The 15989-nt window shown below is 73.6% G+C and carries 11 protein-coding genes and 1 pseudogene; 6 read left to right on the top strand and 6 right to left on the bottom strand.

The window, feature by feature from the left end:
• The first annotated feature begins 3 nt into the window (after positions 1-3).
• The 5 genes and pseudogenes from N8K70_RS06135 (at position 4) to N8K70_RS06115 (ending at position 5415) form a co-directional block, all read left to right on the top strand.
• Positions 4-1353 (top strand): Gfo/Idh/MocA family protein, encoded by a 1350-nt coding sequence (locus N8K70_RS06135; protein ID WP_317140718.1) that lies wholly within the window; start codon positions 4-6, stop codon positions 1351-1353.
• Complete coding sequence (locus tag N8K70_RS06130; protein ID WP_317140717.1) at positions 1350-2306, top strand: NAD-dependent epimerase/dehydratase family protein; 957 nt, start codon at positions 1350-1352, stop codon at positions 2304-2306. The genes N8K70_RS06135 and N8K70_RS06130 overlap by 4 nt, the downstream gene beginning before the upstream one ends.
• Entirely contained in the window at positions 2299-3069 is a 771-nt protein-coding gene (locus N8K70_RS06125; protein ID WP_317140716.1) for a 5-dehydro-4-deoxyglucarate dehydratase, read from the top strand. The genes N8K70_RS06130 and N8K70_RS06125 overlap by 8 nt, the downstream gene beginning before the upstream one ends.
• Positions 3066-4154: a mandelate racemase/muconate lactonizing enzyme family protein gene (locus tag N8K70_RS06120; protein WP_317140715.1), complete on the top strand. Its 1089-nt coding sequence runs from the start codon at positions 3066-3068 to the stop codon at positions 4152-4154. The genes N8K70_RS06125 and N8K70_RS06120 overlap by 4 nt, the downstream gene beginning before the upstream one ends.
• Before the next feature lie 9 nt (positions 4155-4163).
• Positions 4164-5415, top strand: a pseudogene (locus N8K70_RS06115) (aldehyde dehydrogenase family protein).
• Between the two features lie 66 nt (positions 5416-5481).
• Here the strand turns inward: N8K70_RS06115 and N8K70_RS06110 are convergent.
• The 5 genes from N8K70_RS06110 to N8K70_RS06090 form a co-directional block, all read right to left on the bottom strand.
• A complete protein-coding gene (locus tag N8K70_RS06110; RefSeq protein ID WP_317140714.1) occupies positions 5482-6645 on the bottom strand; it encodes an ROK family transcriptional regulator in 1164 nt (387 codons plus the stop codon).
• A gap of 101 nt (positions 6646-6746) precedes the next feature.
• On the bottom strand, positions 6747-9101 hold the full coding sequence (locus N8K70_RS06105; protein ID WP_317140713.1) for a beta-xylosidase/alpha-l-arabinosidase: 2355 nt from the start codon (positions 9099-9101) through the stop codon (positions 6747-6749).
• A complete protein-coding gene (locus tag N8K70_RS06100) occupies positions 9098-9988 on the bottom strand; it encodes a carbohydrate ABC transporter permease (protein WP_317140712.1) in 891 nt (296 codons plus the stop codon). Before N8K70_RS06100 ends, N8K70_RS06105 begins: the two co-directional genes overlap by 4 nt.
• Positions 9985-11001, bottom strand: a complete 1017-nt coding sequence (locus N8K70_RS06095) for a carbohydrate ABC transporter permease (RefSeq protein WP_317140711.1) — start codon at positions 10999-11001, stop codon at positions 9985-9987. Before N8K70_RS06095 ends, N8K70_RS06100 begins: the two co-directional genes overlap by 4 nt.
• Positions 11002-11008: 7 nt before the next feature.
• Positions 11009-12286, bottom strand: coding sequence for an extracellular solute-binding protein (locus N8K70_RS06090; RefSeq protein WP_317140710.1), 1278 nt, complete (start codon positions 12284-12286; stop codon positions 11009-11011).
• A gap of 180 nt (positions 12287-12466) precedes the next feature.
• Between N8K70_RS06090 and N8K70_RS06085 the strand changes: the two genes are divergently transcribed.
• A complete protein-coding gene (locus N8K70_RS06085; protein WP_317140709.1) occupies positions 12467-13510 on the top strand; it encodes a LacI family DNA-binding transcriptional regulator in 1044 nt (347 codons plus the stop codon).
• 145 nt (positions 13511-13655) lie between these two features.
• Here N8K70_RS06085 and yicI read toward each other — a convergent pair whose 3' ends face one another.
• A complete protein-coding gene (yicI, locus tag N8K70_RS06080; protein ID WP_317140708.1) occupies positions 13656-15986 on the bottom strand; it encodes an alpha-xylosidase in 2331 nt (776 codons plus the stop codon).
• Between the last annotated feature and the right edge of the window lie 3 nt (positions 15987-15989).

The raw sequence follows: 15989 nt of genomic DNA, 5'->3' as shown, positions 1-15989 counted from the left end.
CGCATGACCCGCCTCCGCTACGCCCTCGTGGGCTCGGGCTCCCGGGCCCAGATGTACCTCCAGGCGATCGCCGAGACGCACGCCGACGCGGCCGAGCTCGTCGCCTGGACGGACACGAACGCCGGCCGTCAGGAGTGGTCGCTCGGACGACACCCCGGCCTCGGCTCGCCCGCGCGGTTCGAGCCGGACGGGCTCGCGCGCGCCGTGCGCGAGCACCGCGTCGACCGCGTGATCGTCACGTCGCCCGACGTCACGCACGCCGACTACATCGTCGCGTCGCTCGAGGCCGGCGCCGACGTCGTGGTCGAGAAGCCGCTCACCACGAGCGAGGACGGCGTGCGGCGGATCGCCGAGGCGGCCGACCGCACGGGACGCGACGTCACCATCACGTTCAACTACCGGTACTCGCCGCGCAACAGCGCGCTCAAGCGCGTGATCGACTCGGGCGAGATCGGCGAGGTGACGAGCGTGCACTTCGAGTGGGTGCTCGACACGGCGCACGGCGCCGACTACTTCCGTCGCTGGCACCGGATCAAGGAGATGTCGGGCGGCCTCCTGATCCACAAGGCGAGCCATCACTTCGATCTCGTGAACTGGTGGACATCGGATGTCCCGACACGGGTGTTCGCGTCGGGCGGCCTGCGCTTCTACGGCGCCGAGAACGCCGCGCGGCGCGGGCTCGGTCCGCGCCCCGCGCGCGGCACCACCGACTCGCCGCTGCGCGACCGGTTCAGCCTCGACCTCCGCACCGATCCGACGTGGAAGGGCCTGTACCTCGATCAGGAACGGCACGACGGATACCTGCGCGACCGCGACGTGTTCGACGACGGCATCACGATCGAGGACAACCTGTCGCTCGTGGTCGACTTCGCCCGCGGCAGCACGATGTCGTACTCGCTCAACGCGCACTCGCCGTGGGAGGGGTACACGGTGGCCGTGAACGGCACCCTCGGCCGCGCCGAGCTGACGGTCGTCGAGCGCGGCACGGTGCTCGTCGACGAGGAGGGCCGCACGGTCGTCGACCCCAGCGCGCGGCCCGACCTCGTCGTCGATGCGACCGAGCGCCCCGTCGGCGAACGGCTCGTGGTCCAGCGCCACTTCTCCCCCGCACGCGACGTGCCGATCCCCGCGGGGACCGGGGGCCACGGCGGCGGCGACGCCGTGCTGCTGCGCGACGTGTTCGAGGGCCCGCGGGCCGACCCGCTCGGCCGCACGGCGGACTGGTCGGACGGCGTCCGCAGCGTCGTGGTGGGGCTGGCCGGGAACCGCTCGCTCGCCACGGGCCAGGCCGTGCGGATCGCCGACCTCGATCTCGGCACCGCCGGCGCCGTCCTCGCCGGCGCCCAGCCGTGAGTCACGCGCGCCCGCTCCGCGTCGTCGTCACCGGCGGAGCGGGGCGCCTCGGACGCAGCGTCGTCCGCGCCCTCGCCGCGGCCGGTCACGACATCGTCTCGATCGACCGAGAGCCCGCCGCCGGCCTGCCGGCGAGGCAGCTCACGGCCGACCTGCTCGACGCCGACGCCGCACGCGGCGTGTTCGCCGACGCCCGCCCCGACGCGGTCGTCCATCTCGCCGCCATCGCCGTGCCCGGGTCGCGCCCGGACGCCGAGATCTTCGACGTCAACACCCGCCTCGTGTGGAACGTGCTCGAGGCGTCGCTCGCCGCCGGAGCGCGCGCGCTCATGGTCGCCTCGAGCCCGACCGTCATCGGCTACGGCGCCCCGTCCGGCTGGACGCCGTCGTATCTGCCGCTCGACGAGGACCACCCGGTCGCACCCTGGAACGGCTACGCGGCATCGAAGGTCGCCGTGGAGGAGATCATGCGGATGGCCGTGCGGCGCGACGGCCATCGGATGCGCTTCGCGGCGTTCCGCCCCGGCTATGTGATCGCCCCCGAGGAGTGGGCGGGCGCGCCGACCCAGCAGGGGCACACGATCGCGGAGCGTCTCGCCGACCCGGCGCTGTCGGCCGTCGCGCTCTTCAACTACCTCGACGCCCGCGACGCGGGCGACTTCGTGACGGCGTGGATCGACGGGGCGCACGACGTCCCGAACGGAGAGGTGTTCTTCGTCGCGGCCCCCGACTCGCTCGTGGACGCGCCGATCGCGAGCTCCCTCGCCGCGCACGTCCCGCTGATCGCCGAGGCCGCCGCCGGGCTCCGGGGCGACGCCGCGGTGTTCTCCAGCGCCCGCGCCGAACGCCTGCTCGGCTGGCGGGCGCGGCGCACCTGGCGCGACGAGCTGACCGAGCGCGCCGCGTCGACCGTCGCACCCGCCCCTCATCCGCCGGAGGACGACCTTGTCTGAGCTGACCATCCCCGACCGCGTCCTCTTCTTCCCCGTGACGGCTTTCGACGCGGCCGTGCTCAGGCCGGCCGGCCGCGTGCCGGTGGTCGCCGGGGCGGGAGGACCCCTCGGCCACGCCCTCGACTGCGCACGGGCGACGCAGAAGCTCGGCGCCGACGGACTCCTCGTCCTGCCGCCCCACCTCGTCGGGGCGCCGCAGGCGGGGCTCGTCGCCTATGTCGAGCGCGTCGCCGCCGCGAGCGATCTCCCCGTGATCGTCTACCACCGCGGCAACGCCCGGTTCACACCGGCGTCCGTCGCGGGCCTGTTGCAGAACCCGAGGGTCGCGGGCCTCAAGGACGGCGCGGGCGATGTGGCCGTCGCGCAGCAGTTCGTGCTCGAGGCCGGGCGCAGCGGGCGCGACGTGCTGCTCTTCAACGGGCTCCTCACCGCCGAGCTCTCGCAGGCGGCCTACACCGCGATCGGCGTGCCGCTGTACTCCTCGGCCGCGTTCGCGATGCTGCCGGAGATGGCCGTGGCGTTCTTCGCGGCGCATCGCGCGGGCGACGTCGTCCGTCAGCGGGCGCTGCTCGACGGCTTCTCCTCCCCACTCATCGCCCTCCGCGACGAGACGCCGGGCTTCGCGGTCTCGCTCGTCAAGGCGGGGGTGCGCCTGCAGGGAATGCCCGTGGGCCCGGTGCACGCTCCGCTCACGGACCCGTCGCCCGAGCAGGTCCAGCGCCTCGCGCGCATCGTCGAGCGCGGCAGAGAGCTCGTCGCGTGACGGCCATCCGCTCGCTGTCGGCGCGCCTGGAGCGCGTGCCCCTGTCGCGCCCGTGGGGCGCGGAGGTGACCTCCGTCGGCGTCATCGCGACGCACGTCGCGCTCACGGACGGGAGCGAGGGATGGGGCTTCTCGTGGACGCCACAGATCGGCGCGGAGGCGGTGCTCGCCCTCGTCGAGCACGACATCGCCCCCGCCGCCGTCGGGCGCGACGCCGACCCGCGGGAGACGTGGGAGCCGCTCTGGCGGCACCTGCACGAGGCGGGAGGCGGCGGCGTGACGACGATCGCGCTCGCCGGCCTCGACCTCGCGCTGTGGGATGCGGAGGCGCGCGCCGCCGGCGTGTCGATATCGGCTCGGCTCGGGCGCCGGCGCCCGTCCGTCCGGGCCTACGGCTCCGGGGTCAACCTCCACTACCCGCTCGACGAGCTCGTCGCGCAGGCTCGGCGCTGGGTCGATGCGGGGTTCGACGCCGTGAAGGTCAAGGTCGGCCGCCCCGACATCGCCGAGGATGCCGATCGCGTCGCCGCGGTACGCGACGTGCTCGGGCCCGGCCGCGCCCTCATGATCGACGCCAACCAGCGGTGGGATCTGGACACGGCGACGGCGGCCATCGCCCGGCTGGAGCCCTTCGCGCCGGCGTGGATCGAGGAGCCGCTGCGCGCCGACGACCTCGCGGCGCACGTCGAGCTCTCCCGGCGCATCACGACGCCCATCGCGGCGGGCGAGAACGTGCACACCGTCCACCGGTTCTCCGAGTACCTCGACAGCGGTGCCGCGGGCGTCGTCCAGCCGAACATCGTGCGCGTCGGCGGCATCACGCCCTTCCTCCGCATCGTCGGGCTCGCCCGCGCGCACGGCGTCCCGGTGCACCCGCATCTGCTGCCGGAGCTCTCCGGCCAGCTCGCGCTGACCCTGCCGGGAGACCCGTTCGTCGAGGACGTCGAGGACGCGGGCTTCGGCGCGCTCGGGGCGCTCGCCGATCCGAGCCCGGTGCGCATCGCGGACGGCCTCCTGACCGAGCTCCCGCACACGGGCCTCGGGCTGCGCTTCCGCCACCACCCGACCGACGCGATCCCGCGCTGAGGAGACACCATGGCCGCCACCGCAGAAGGTCTCGACGCGATCGTCGCCCGGGCGGATGCCGCGGCTCCCGTCTGGCGCGACGCCGACGCCCCGACGCGGGCGGGCTGGCTGCGCTCGCCGACGCCCTCGACGGCGCCGCCGACGAGCTCGTCCCGCTCGGCGTCGTGGCGGTGTTCTCCGCCTCGAACTTCCCGTTCGCCTTCTCCGTCTGCGGCGGCGACACGGCGTCGGCCCTCGCGGCGGGCAATCCCGTCGTCGTGAAGGCGCACTCGGGCCATCCCGAGCTGTCTCGTCGCACGGCGGCGGTCGCGGCGTCCGCGCTCGAGGCGGCGGGGGCGCCCGCGGGGTCGATCGCGCTCGTGGAGGGACGCGAGGCGGGGAACGCCCTCGTGCGGCATCCCGCGGTCAGAGCGGCGGGGTTCACGGGATCGGTCGCGGGAGGCCGCGCGCTGTTCGACATCGCGAGCCGGCGCCCCGATCCCATCCCGTTCTACGGCGAGCTCGGCAGCGTCAACCCCGTCGTCGTCACGCCCGCCGCGGCCTCGGCACGCGGAGGCGAGCTCGCGCAAGGCCTCGTCGGCTCGTTCACGCTGGGCGTCGGCCAGTTCTGCACGAAGCCCGGCGTCGTGTTCGTCCCGCGCGGGGCGGGCTTCGAGGACGAGGTCGCCTCACGCGTCGCGGACGCGGCCGGCGGCCCGCTCCTCACGGACCGCATCGCGGACGCCTTCCCCGGCGGGGTCGCCCGTCTCGCCGACGACCCGTCGGCGACGATCATCGGGCAGGGGGCCGGATCGCACGACGTGCGGCCCGTGGTGATCGCGACGGACGCCTCCGCGGTCGCCGAGCGACCCGACGTGCTCCTCGAGGAGGTGTTCGGCCCCGCGACGCTCCTCGTCGCGTACGACGACGAGGCCGAGCTGCTGCACGCCCTCCGCGCCGTGCCGGGGAGCCTCACGGCGACGCTGCACGCCGAGGCGTCGGACGACGTGCGCGCCGTCCTCGGCGCGCTCGCCGCCGTGGCGGGACGCGTGCTCTTCGCGGGATGGCCGACGGGCGTCGCGTCACCTGGTCGCAGCACCACGGCGGCCCGTGGCCGGCGACGACGTCGCTCCACACGTCGGTCGGCGCCACAGCCATCCGCCGCTTCCTGCGACCCGTCGCGTTCCAGGACGCGCCGGAGGGGCTGTTGCCCCCGCCGTTGCGCGACGCGTCGCTCGCGCGACTGCCCCACCGCAGGAACGGCCGGCTCGTCGTCCCCTAGGGTCGTCGTCCCGCGTCCGCGGCCGGACGCGACCGGCGCGACGGAGCTGCGCGCACGACGCCGCCCTCAGGCCAGCGGGTCCGCGAGCAGCGCGCCCAACGCCGCCTCGGCCGCGCCGATGAGCAGCCGGTCCTCCGCGAGCGCGGCGGGGCGGATGTCGAGGCCCTCGGCGGGGGCGGCGAGCGCGTGCTCGCGCACGGCCGCGTCAAACCCCGCCTCGTCGGCTGCGACGAGCATGCCGAGGAATCCGCCGAGGACGATGACAGACGGGTTGAGCACGTTGACGGCGTTGGCGAGCGCCGTCGCGAGGATGCGGCGCTGCCGGCCGACCTCGTCGGCGACGGCGGCCGTGTCCGCCTCCGCGAGAGACCGCGCGAGGGTCGGGTCGTCGGCGGAGGCGAGTCCGAGCACCTCCAGCAGGCGCCAGCGGCTCACCTCGTCCTCCAGCACGCCCGCCGCCGTGCGGCGATCGGCGTCGTCGAGGATGCCGGGCCGGTTCTGCCCCCACTCCCCCGCATAGCCGCCGGCGCCGCCGATGGTCCGGCCGCCGAGGATGAGGCCGCCGCCGATGCCGCTCGCGCCGCCGTTCAGGTAGACGACGTCGTCGTATCCCTTCGCGGCCCCGAACAGGTGCTCGGCGCGGGCGCCGAGGCTCGCGTCGTTGCCCACGACGACGGGCAGCGCCGTCGCCTCCCGCAGCGGCTCGCCGACGGCCGCGTCGCGCCATCCGAGGTGCGGGGCGAGCCGGACGACGCCGTCGCGCGCGCGCACGAGCGCCGGCACGGCCACGCCGACGCCGACGACCCGGGCGCCGGCGAGCTCGTGCGTCCGCCATCCGTCGAGGACGCGCGCGACGATCCGCGCGGTCTCGTCCGGCGTGAGCAGATGGTCGACGTCCTCGCGCACGCGGACGCGGACGGCGCCGCCGAGCGCGACGGCGCCGACCTCGATCGCGTCCACCTCGGGGTTGACGGCGATCGCCACGACGTCCTCGCTCGGCGCGACGATGGGCGAGGGCCGCCCGACGCGGCGGGTCTGGCCGGGCTCCCGCTCCTCGACGAGACCCGCCTCGGCGAGAGAGGCCACCAGGTCCGCGACCGTCGAGCGGTTGAGGCCGGTCGCCGCCGTGATGCGCGCGCGCGACTGCGCGCCCTCCCGGTGCACGAGCCGCAGCACCTCGCCGAGGTTGCGCCTGCGCACCCCCTCGACGCTCATCCCGCGCTCGGCCATGGTCGTCCCCCGTCATGCCGTTCGTGACCCGACCGGCGTCTTTCGCTGACCCCACGATATCGACCGCGTCGTGCAACGCCCTCGCGGCGGGCGGGCGGGCGTCAGACGAGCGTCTCGGCGTCCGCGACGCTCACGCCGACGATCCGCGGGTCCGCCGGCGTCACCTCGTGCACGCCGCCCGTGAGCGAGACGACGGCGCGCGGGGTCGCGTCGCCGGGAAGCGCCCGCCCCGCGCGGGCCGACGCGCCGCGGGCCGGCCCGTCCGCCGCGTCCACGGCCTCGGCGTGCGCGCCGACCCACACCTCGACGTCGCCCGGCTCGACGACCCGCACCATCCGCCGGTCGCTGAACGCGAAGCGCTGGACGGGCACGTCGAACCCGACGCGTCGCGACTCTCCGGGCTCGAGCGCCGCCCGCGCGTAGCCGAGCAGCTGCGCGACCGGCCGCGTGACGGAGCCGACGACGTCGCGCCCGTAGAGCTGCACGACGTCGACGCCCTCGCGCTCCCCGGTGTTCGTCACCGTGACGGCGGCCCGCAGGCGTCCGTCCGTCGGCGCCGAGCGGTCGACCTCGAGGTCGGAGTACGCGAACGACGTGTACGAGAGCCCGAACCCGAACGGGCGCGACGGCGTCGGGTCCGCGGACGTCACGTCCGACGGCCCGCCGAGGCGCGGATGCAGGTACGTGTACGGCTGGGCGCCCGTGGACCGCGGCAACGACACCGGCAGCCGGCCCGAGGGCGAGACGGCTCCCGTGAGCACGTCCGCCAGCGCGAGCCCCCCGCCCTCCCCCGGGAAGAACGCCTGCAGCACGGCGCCCGGCGCCCCGTCGCCGTCGAGCGCCCATCCGACCGCATAGGGCCTGCCGGTGAGGAGCACGAGCACGACGGGCGTGCCGGTCGCGACGACCGCCTCCACGAGCTCGCGCTGCACGCCCGGCAGCTCGAGCGACTCCGCGTCGTTGCCCTCGCCGACCGTGCCTCGGCCGAAGAGCCCCGCCTGGTCGCCCACGACGACGACCGCCACATCGGCCTCGCTCACGGCGCTGAGAGCCTCGCCGAACCCGGCGCGATCGGCGCCTTCGACCTCGCATCCGGCTGCGTGGACGATCTCCGCCCCGGGCAGCGCTCCCGCGAGCGCCTCGCGCACGGTCGGGATGGCGAACCCGAGCGGATGCCCCGGGAAGTGGGCGAGCACGTGATTCGCGAACGAGTAGCAGCCCTGCAGCGCCTCGGCGCGATCCGCGTTGGGCCCGACGACCGCGATGCGCCGCGCCGACGCCGCGAGCGGCAGCACCCCGTCGTCGCGCAGCAGCACGACCGACTCCGCCGCCAGCCTGCGGGCGATGTCGCGGTGGCGAGGCGAGTCGACGTCGACCGCCGACGACGGCTCGTCCTCGAACGCGGCGGGGTCGAGCAGGCCGAGCTCCTCCTTCTGCGCGAGCACGCGCAGCACGGCCCGGTCGACGACGCCCACGTCGACGCGGCCCGAGCGCACCTCCTCGGCGAGCGGCCCGAGGAACGCGTCGCCCGACGGCAGCTCCACGTCGATCCCCGCCTCGATCGCCTGCGCCGCCGCGTCTCCGCGTCCGGCGGCCACGCCGTGCATGACCTCGAGGAACGCCACGGCGAAGTAGTCGGAGACGACGACCCCGTCGAAGCCGAGCTCGTCGCGCAGGGTCGTCGTCAGCAGCCCCCGGTCGGCGGCCACGGGCACCCCGTCGACGTCGGCGTAGCTGTTCATGACGCTGCGGACGCCCCCGTCGCGGATCGCCATCTCGAACGGCGGCAGGTAGACGTCCGCGAGCGCGCGCCGCCCCGCGGACACCGGCGCATGATTGCGGGCCGCCGTCGATGCCGAGTACCCCACGAAGTGCTTGAGCGTGGCGTGCACCCCCGCGCCCTGCAGGCCGCGCACGTACGCGGTGCCGACCGTTCCCACGAGGTAGGGGTCCTCCCCGATGCACTCGTCCACCCGCCCCCACCGCGGGTCCGCGACGACGTCGAGGACGGGGGCGAGCCCCTGATGGATGCCGAGGGAGCGCATCGTGCCGCCGATCGCACGGGCCATCTCCTCGACGAGCTCCGGGTCGAACGACGCGCCCCACGCGAGCGGCGTCGGGAACGTCGCGGCCTTCCACGCCGCGAGCCCCGTGAGGCACTCCTCGTGGACGAGCGCGGGGATGCCGAGCCGCGTCTCGGCCTTCAGCCGCCGCTGCTCCGCCCACAGCCACGCCGCGCGCTCGGCCGGGTCGACCGGCCGCGTCCCGTACACGCGCGTGTAGTGCCCGATGCCGTGGCGCGTGATCTCGGCGAGCCCCGCCGCGCCGTCCGACGCCATCTCGCCCTGCAGCGGCGCGACGACGTTCCCGCCCTGGTCGAGCCAGTAGCCGACGAGCTGCGCGAGCTTCTCCTCGAGCGTCATGCGGGCGTGCAGGGCCTCCGTGCGCCGGCTCATCCCTTCACCGCTCCTGTCAGCCCGCCGACGATGCGCCGTTCGAACAGGCTGAAGAAGAGGAGCGCGGGCAGCATCGACAGCGATGTGAACGCGAGCACCCGAGCCGTGTCGACGGAGTACTGCGAGGCGAAGTTCTGCACGCCCAGCGGCAGGGTGAAGAGGTTCGGGTCGCTCAGGATGAACAGCGGCAGGATGTACCCGTTCCACGATCCGATGAAGGCCAGGATGCCCGTCGTGACGACGCCGGGAAGGCTCAGCGGCAGGACCATCCGGAAGAAGAAGCCGAGACGCCCCGCCCCGTCGATCGACGCGGCCTCCTCGATCTCCGCCGGGATCGCCCGCAGGAACGGCACGAGGATGATGATCGTCGTCGGCAGCGCGAACGCGATCTGCGGCAGGATGACCCCGAGCAGGCTGTTCGTCAGGCCGAGGTTGCGCACGAGCAGGTACAGCGGGGTGATCGCGACGGTCACGGGGAACATGAGCCCGGCCGCGAAGAGCGCGTACAGGGCGCCCTTCCCCGCGAAGTCGTAGCGCGCGATGACGTAGCTCGCCATGAGCCCGAGGGCCACGACGCCGGCCGTCGTCGCGACGGCCGTCACGGTGGAGCTCGCCAGCGCCTGCCAGAAGGAGCCGCTCGCGAGGACCTCGGTGTAGTTGGCGACGACCCAGGGCGCCGGGAGACCCGAGGGGTCGGCGGTGATCTGCGAGTTCGTGCGGAAGCCGCCGAGCACGATGTAGAGCACGGGCCCCATGCAGATCGCGATGAGCACGACCGCCGCGAGGTAGGTGAGGGGGCTCCCCCAGCGGAGCCCTTCCGGCGTGCGTCCGGCCGCGCGGCGGCGACGGCGCGCGTCGGGGACGACGAGGAGGGTCGTGGAGGTCATGGCTTCTTCTCCCTGCCGCCCGTGAGCGCGCCGGCCGTGTCGCGGCGCAGCACGAACCGCTGGTACACGAGCGCGACGACGAGCGAGATGAGGAACAGCACCACCGCGACGGCATTGCCGTAGCCGTAGTTGCCCGCCATGTGCCCGTTGAGGTACATGTACGTCGCCATGGTCGACGTGCCGGCGGTCGCGGAGACGTACTGGCCCCAGATGATGTTGACGAGGTCGAACAGCTGGAGCGATCCGATGATCGACAGGAACGCCCAGATGCGGATGGTCGGCGCCAGGAGCGGCAGCGTGATGAGGCGCTGGATCTGCCAGAAGGACGCGCCGTCGATGGCGGCGGCCTCGGAGAGCTCCTCGGGGATGCCCTGCAGTCCCGCGAGCATGAGGATGACGGCGAAGCCGATGTACTTCCACGTGATGATGCCCATGAGCGTCCACATCGCGATCGAGGGATCGGCGATCCACGAGCTCTGCCAGCCCTCGAGGCCGATCCTCTCGAGGAGGCCGTTGACCGCGCCGGCGTCCTGGAGCATGAGGCTCCATCCCGTGCCCACGACGACCTCCGAGATGACGTACGGCACGAAGATGAGCACGCGGATGATCGAGCGTCCGCGGATGCGCTGGTTGAGGAGCAGCGCGAAGAGGATGGCGAGCGGGCCCTGCAGCACGAGCGAGGCGACGACGATGAGGAAGTTGTGCGCGACGGCGTCGCGGAAGGTGGGGTCCTCCAGGATCGTGACGTAGTTCTGCAGCCCGGCGAAGTCCTCCGGAGGGCCGAAGCCCCGCCATCGGAAGAAGCCGTAGTACGCAGCCATCAGCACGGGGAGGATGACGAAGACGACGAAGACGACGAGCGCGGGGCCGGCGAGGAGCACGATCTCCGCGCGCCTGCGCCGGTCGTCGCGGAGACCGGCCCCGCGCCGACGAGGGACGGTCGGCGGCGCCGGGGCCGACGCCGCGACGTCGGCCTCCGGGGCCGCCTCGATGGTGGGCGAGGTGCGCGTCATGGCCCGCTCAGCCTCGCGCCGCGGCGCCCGTGACGGCCTCGACGATGCCCTCCGGCGAGCCGTTGCCCGACAGGAGCTCCACGACGGACGTGTTGAGCGCGTTCCCGACGCTCTGGCCCAGCAGCGTGTCGAGCCAGACGACGACGTACGAGGCGTCGTTGTACGAGGCGATGAGCGGCTCCAGCGCCGGGTCGGTCACGGCGCCCTGCGCCGCCTTCGACGCGGGGATGGTCTGGTACGCCTCGGCGTACCTCTCCTGCCACTCCTGCGAGGCGATGAAGTTCAGGAAGTCCTCGCAGGCCGGCGGCGAGTCGGCCGAGCACGAGTACCCGTCGACGCCGCCCATCATGGCCGTCGGGTCGCCGTCCCCGTCCTCGACGGCGGGGAACGGGAACCAGCCCAGGTCGGCGAGGGGCTGCTGATCGGGCGTGAGCGACGCGATCACGCCGACGTCCCATCCGCCCATGAGCTCCATGGCCGCCTGATGGTTCGCGAGGAGCCCGGCGGACGATCCGGCGCCCTGCTGCGCGGAGGTCGTGAGGTATCCCTCGTTGAACGGCTCGGTCGCCGCGAAGTCGGCCAGATCCTCGCCCGCGGCGAGCCAGCAGTCGTCGCTGAAGTCGCGCGTCGTGGCGATGTCGGAGATGACGTCCTGCCCGCACTCGCGGAGGGCGAAGAAGTAGTACCAGTGGGCGGCGGGCCACGCGTCCATCGCGCCGAGGGCGATGGGGGCGACGCCCGTGTCCTTGATGGCCTCCGTCGCCGTCACGAGGTCGTCGATCGTCGCCGGGGCCTCGGCGACCCCCGCGTCGGCGAAGAGGTCCTCGCTGTAGAAGATGCCGCCGGGCAGCACCGCGACGGGGAGGCCGTAGGTCGCGCCGTCGACCGTGAACGCGCTGAAGACCGCCTCGCCGTAGTCGGCGCGCACGTCGTCGGACACGAGATCGCTGAGGTCCTTGACCGCGCCCGCCGCGACGACGTCCGCGAGCTTGCCCCCTCCGCGCGCCATGAAGACGTCGGGCATGTCGCCGGAGTTGACCGCTGTCTGCAGCCGTCCGTCCATGTCCTCATTCTGGATCGACTGGATGTCGATCGTGACGCCCTCGTTCTCGTCCTCGAAGGCCGCGGCCGCGTCCTCCCAGTACTGCTTGCCATCGCCCGTCGTGGAGTTGTGCCAGAGCGTCAGGGAGACGTCGCCGCCGTCGTCCCCGCCCCCTCCCGCGCATCCCGTCAGGGCGAGCGCCGCGATCGCCGCCGCGACCGTCGGGATCCTGTGTGCTCTCATCGTGTCTCTCCTCGTCATCGAGTGGGAACAGGCGAGGCCGGAGTCGGACGCGCCCTCACGCAGACGACACTGACACCGCCGATCCCGAGTGTCAATCGTTATCGATAACGTTTTCGATAACGATTGTGCGACCTCGCGTCACGCAGCGGATCCGCGGGCTCCGGGCGCTACCGTTGACGCGTGACCACCTCGGAGACGCGAACCGCCCCGATCGTCGGGCGCGCGACGATCCATGACGTCGCCCTCGCCGCCGGCGTCTCCGTGTCGACCGTCTCCAAGGTCGTCAACGGCCGCTACGGCGTCTCGGCGAAGACCTCGGCTCGCGTCCTGGGCGTCGTCTCGGAGCTCGGATACGAGACCTCGCTCATCGCGTCCTCGCTGCGCCGCGGGCGCACGAACGTCGTCGGCGTGCTCGTGGCGGAGTTCGAGCCCTTCGCGCTCGCGCTGCTGCAGGGGATCTCCGAGGCGCTCCAGGACAGCGGCTACGACCTCCTCGCCTACGCGGGCAGCCTGTCGGGGACGGACGACGCGCGTCACGAGGGCTGGGAGCGCCGTTCGCTCTCGCGGCTCGGCGGCACCCTCATCGACGGGGCCGTCATCGTGACCCCCACCGTCGACTCCGCCACGGCCTCGGTGCCCGTCGTCGCGATCGATCCCCACACCGGGGCATCGGGCCCCGCCGCCATCGACGTCGACAGCCTCGACGGCGCCCTGCAGGCGACGCGGCACCTGATCGAGCTCGGGCACCGGCGGATCGGCCATGTCCGCGGACGCACCGACCTCGAGTCGGCGAGACTCCGAGAGGAGGGCTATCGACGCGCGCTCGGCGAGGCGGGCATCGTCGTCGACCCCGCGCTCGTCCGCGACGGCGGCTACCGCGCCGCCGAGGCGACGGATGCGGCGGGCTCCCTGCTCGACCTGGAGGACCGCCCCACGGCGATCTTCGCCGCGAACGACCTCTCCGCGATCCGCACGATCGAGGTGGCGGCCGGCCGCGGGCTCCGCGTGCCCCACGATCTCTCGGTCGTGGGGTTCGACGACATCCCCGGCGCGGCGTCCCACGAGCCGCCCCTCACGACCATCCGCCAGCCCCTCCACGAGATGGGCGCCACGGCCGTCCGCCTGCTCCTGCGGAAGCTCGACGACGAGGACGACGCGCCCGCGGAGCACGTGCGGCTGCCGGCCTCGCTCGTCGTGCGCGGCTCGACCGCCCGCCGCGGCTGAGGCCCCGCACCCGGTCGCCCTTGCCCCTGCCCCCGCCCCTGAGGACCGGAGATCCCGCGAACACCGGACCCGATCGGCCGTTTCGATCCGGCGTTCGCGGGATCTCCGGCGTTCGCGACGTCTCCGACCTCCGGACTCCCCGCGGTCAGACCTCGAGCTCCACCACGCCGCCGGCCGCCGCCGTCGTCTCGCCGCCGATCCGTCCCGCCGAGAACTCCGCGACGTCCGCCGACGAGATGCGCACGGACCCGCCCGCACGCTCGACGCGGAACCGCGCCGTGCGGCCGCCCGCCGTCGTGACGTCGAGATCGCGCTCGCCGTCGCCGCCGCCCGGCGCCACGCGCAGGGTGAGGCCGTCGAGGTCGTCGTACTCCGTGCCGTCGTCACGGGCGCGGACGGGGATGACCGCGCCAGGGCGCGCATAGAGCGGGACGCTGTCGAACGCATGCCTCTCGCGCCGCCAGCCGCCGCCGACCGTCTCGCCCGTCAGAAGGCTCGTCCACTCCCCCTCCGGAAGATAGAGCTCGACCTCGCCCTCGGCGGAGAACACCGGCGCCACGAGGAGGTCGGGACCGAGCAGGTACTGGCGGTCCAGATACGCCGCCGCCGGGTCGTCGGGGAACGCGAGCGGCATGGGCCGCATGACCGGGATGCCCGTCCGGTGCGCCTCGAGCCCGGCGGCGAGCAGGTACGGCAGCAGCGAGAGCTTGAGGCGCGTGAACCGCCGCGTCACCGACACGGCGCTCTGCGGGTCGGACTCGTCGCGGCCCTCCGCCTCGTCGAACAACCACGGCACGCGGTAGCTCGTCGATCCGTGCAGGCGGCTGTGGCTCGACAGCAGGCCGAACGCGACCCAGCGCTTGAAGACGGCGGGATCGGGCATCCCCTCGAAGCCGCCGATGTCGTGGCTCCAGAAGCCGAAGCCGCTGAGCGAGAGGGACAGCCCTCCCCGCAGGCTCTCGGCCATCGACGCGAACGACGAGGTGTTGTCGCCTCCCCAGTGCACCGGCATCCGCTGGCCGCCCGCCGTCGCCGAGCGGGCGAACAGCACGGCCTCGCCCTCGCCGCGTTCCTCCTGGAGCACCTCGAAGACGGCCTCGTTGTAGCGCTGCGTGTAGAGGTTGTGCATGCGCTCGGGGCTGGAGCCGTCGAAGTAGTCGACCTCCAGGGGGATGCGCTCGCCGAAGTCGGTCTTGAAGCAGTCGACGCCCTGGCCGACGAGACGCCGCAGATGCCCCTGGTACCAAGCGGTCGCCTCGGGGTTCGTGAAGTCGACGAGCGCCATCCCGGCCTGCCACATGTCCCACTGCCACACCGATCCGTCGGGACGCGTGACGAAGTAGCCGTGCTCCTTGCCCTCCGCGAACAACGGCGAGCGCTGGCCGATGTAGGGGTTGATCCAGACGCACACCCGCAGCCCCCGGTCGTGGAGACGCGCGAGCAGCCCCTCGGGGTCGGGGAAGACCCGCGGATCCCACGTGAAGTCGCACCAGGCGAACTCCCGCATCCAGAAGCAGTCGAAGTGGAAGGTGCCGAGCGGGATGTCGCGTTCCGCCATCCCCTCGATGAAGCGCATGACCGTCTCCTCGTCGTAGTCGGTCGTGAAGCTCGTCGAGAGCCACAGTCCGTACGACCAGGCGGGCAGTCGCGCCGGACGCCCCGTGAGCGCCGTGTACCGCTCGAGCACCCCCGCCGGGCTCCCGCCCGCGACGACGTGGTACTCCAGCGACTCCCCCGCGACGGAGAACTGCACGCGTTCGACGTTCTCCGACGCCACCTCGTACGAGACGAGCCCCGGGTGGTCGACGAGCACGCCGTAGCCGCGGTCGGAGAGGTAGAAGGGGACGTTCTTGTAGGCCTGCTCGCTCGACGTGCCGCCGTCGGCGTTCCAGACGTCGATGCTCTGGCCGTTCTTGACGAGGGGCCCGAAGCGCTCGCCGAGGCCGTAGATCAGCTCCCCCACGCCGAGCGAGAGCTGCTCGTGGACGTACGCCCCGCCGCGCGCCCCGCTTCCGACGGGGCCCGGCTCGATCCGCGCGTCGCCGGCGACGCGGAGGTAGCCGAGCGACTTCTCCCCGCTGGACGTCAGCACCCGGCCGGTCTCGAGGTCGGTGAAGACGAGGCTCCACGGCGCGCCCCGCGTGATCGTCGCCCGCAGCCGGCCGCTCGTGAGCGTGGCCCGTTCGTCGTCGATCACGACGTCGCCGTGTCCGCCCTCCGCGCCGACGAGGTCGAACGACACCTCTCGACGTCCCCCCTGGTGGTGCTCGACGCGCACGCCGACGATCCCGGGCAGCGGCGAATGCAGCGTGACCGTGAGGGTCGGGCGGTTGAGGGTGTCGCCACGGCGCTCGACGGCCTTCGTCGGCACGATCGCCTTCAGCTCGCGCCCCTCCGCCCAGACGTCGTACGCCTCGCGGCCGTAGAGCGCCTCGACGCCCGGACGCAGCTGCCAGAACCCGTCGGTGAACTTCATCGC

The organism is Microbacterium sp. AB, from assembly GCF_032878875.1.
GTDB classification, from domain to species: Bacteria; Actinomycetota; Actinomycetes; order Actinomycetales; family Microbacteriaceae; genus Microbacterium; species Microbacterium betulae.
The sequence above is the reverse complement of the archived record's forward strand: the minus strand, read 5'-3'. Positions and strand labels throughout refer to the sequence as shown.

What these genes read in the sequence shown, in the direction of transcription:
- N8K70_RS06090 (WP_317140710.1), bottom strand. Translation starts at nt 12,286, where the DNA reads ATGAGAGCACACAGGATCCCGACGGTCGCGGCGGCGATCGCGGCGCTC.
- N8K70_RS06135 (WP_317140718.1), top strand. Translation starts at nt 4, where the DNA reads ATGACCCGCCTCCGCTACGCCCTCGTGGGCTCGGGCTCCCGGGCCCAG.
- N8K70_RS06105 (WP_317140713.1), bottom strand. Translation starts at nt 9,101, where the DNA reads ATGAGCCGGCGCACGGAGGCCCTGCACGCCCGCATGACGCTCGAGGAG.
- N8K70_RS06110 (WP_317140714.1), bottom strand. Translation starts at nt 6,645, where the DNA reads ATGGCCGAGCGCGGGATGAGCGTCGAGGGGGTGCGCAGGCGCAACCTC.
- N8K70_RS06100 (WP_317140712.1), bottom strand. Translation starts at nt 9,988, where the DNA reads ATGACCTCCACGACCCTCCTCGTCGTCCCCGACGCGCGCCGTCGCCGC.
- N8K70_RS06095 (WP_317140711.1), bottom strand. Translation starts at nt 11,001, where the DNA reads ATGACGCGCACCTCGCCCACCATCGAGGCGGCCCCGGAGGCCGACGTC.
- yicI (WP_317140708.1), bottom strand. Translation starts at nt 15,986, where the DNA reads ATGAAGTTCACCGACGGGTTCTGGCAGCTGCGTCCGGGCGTCGAGGCG.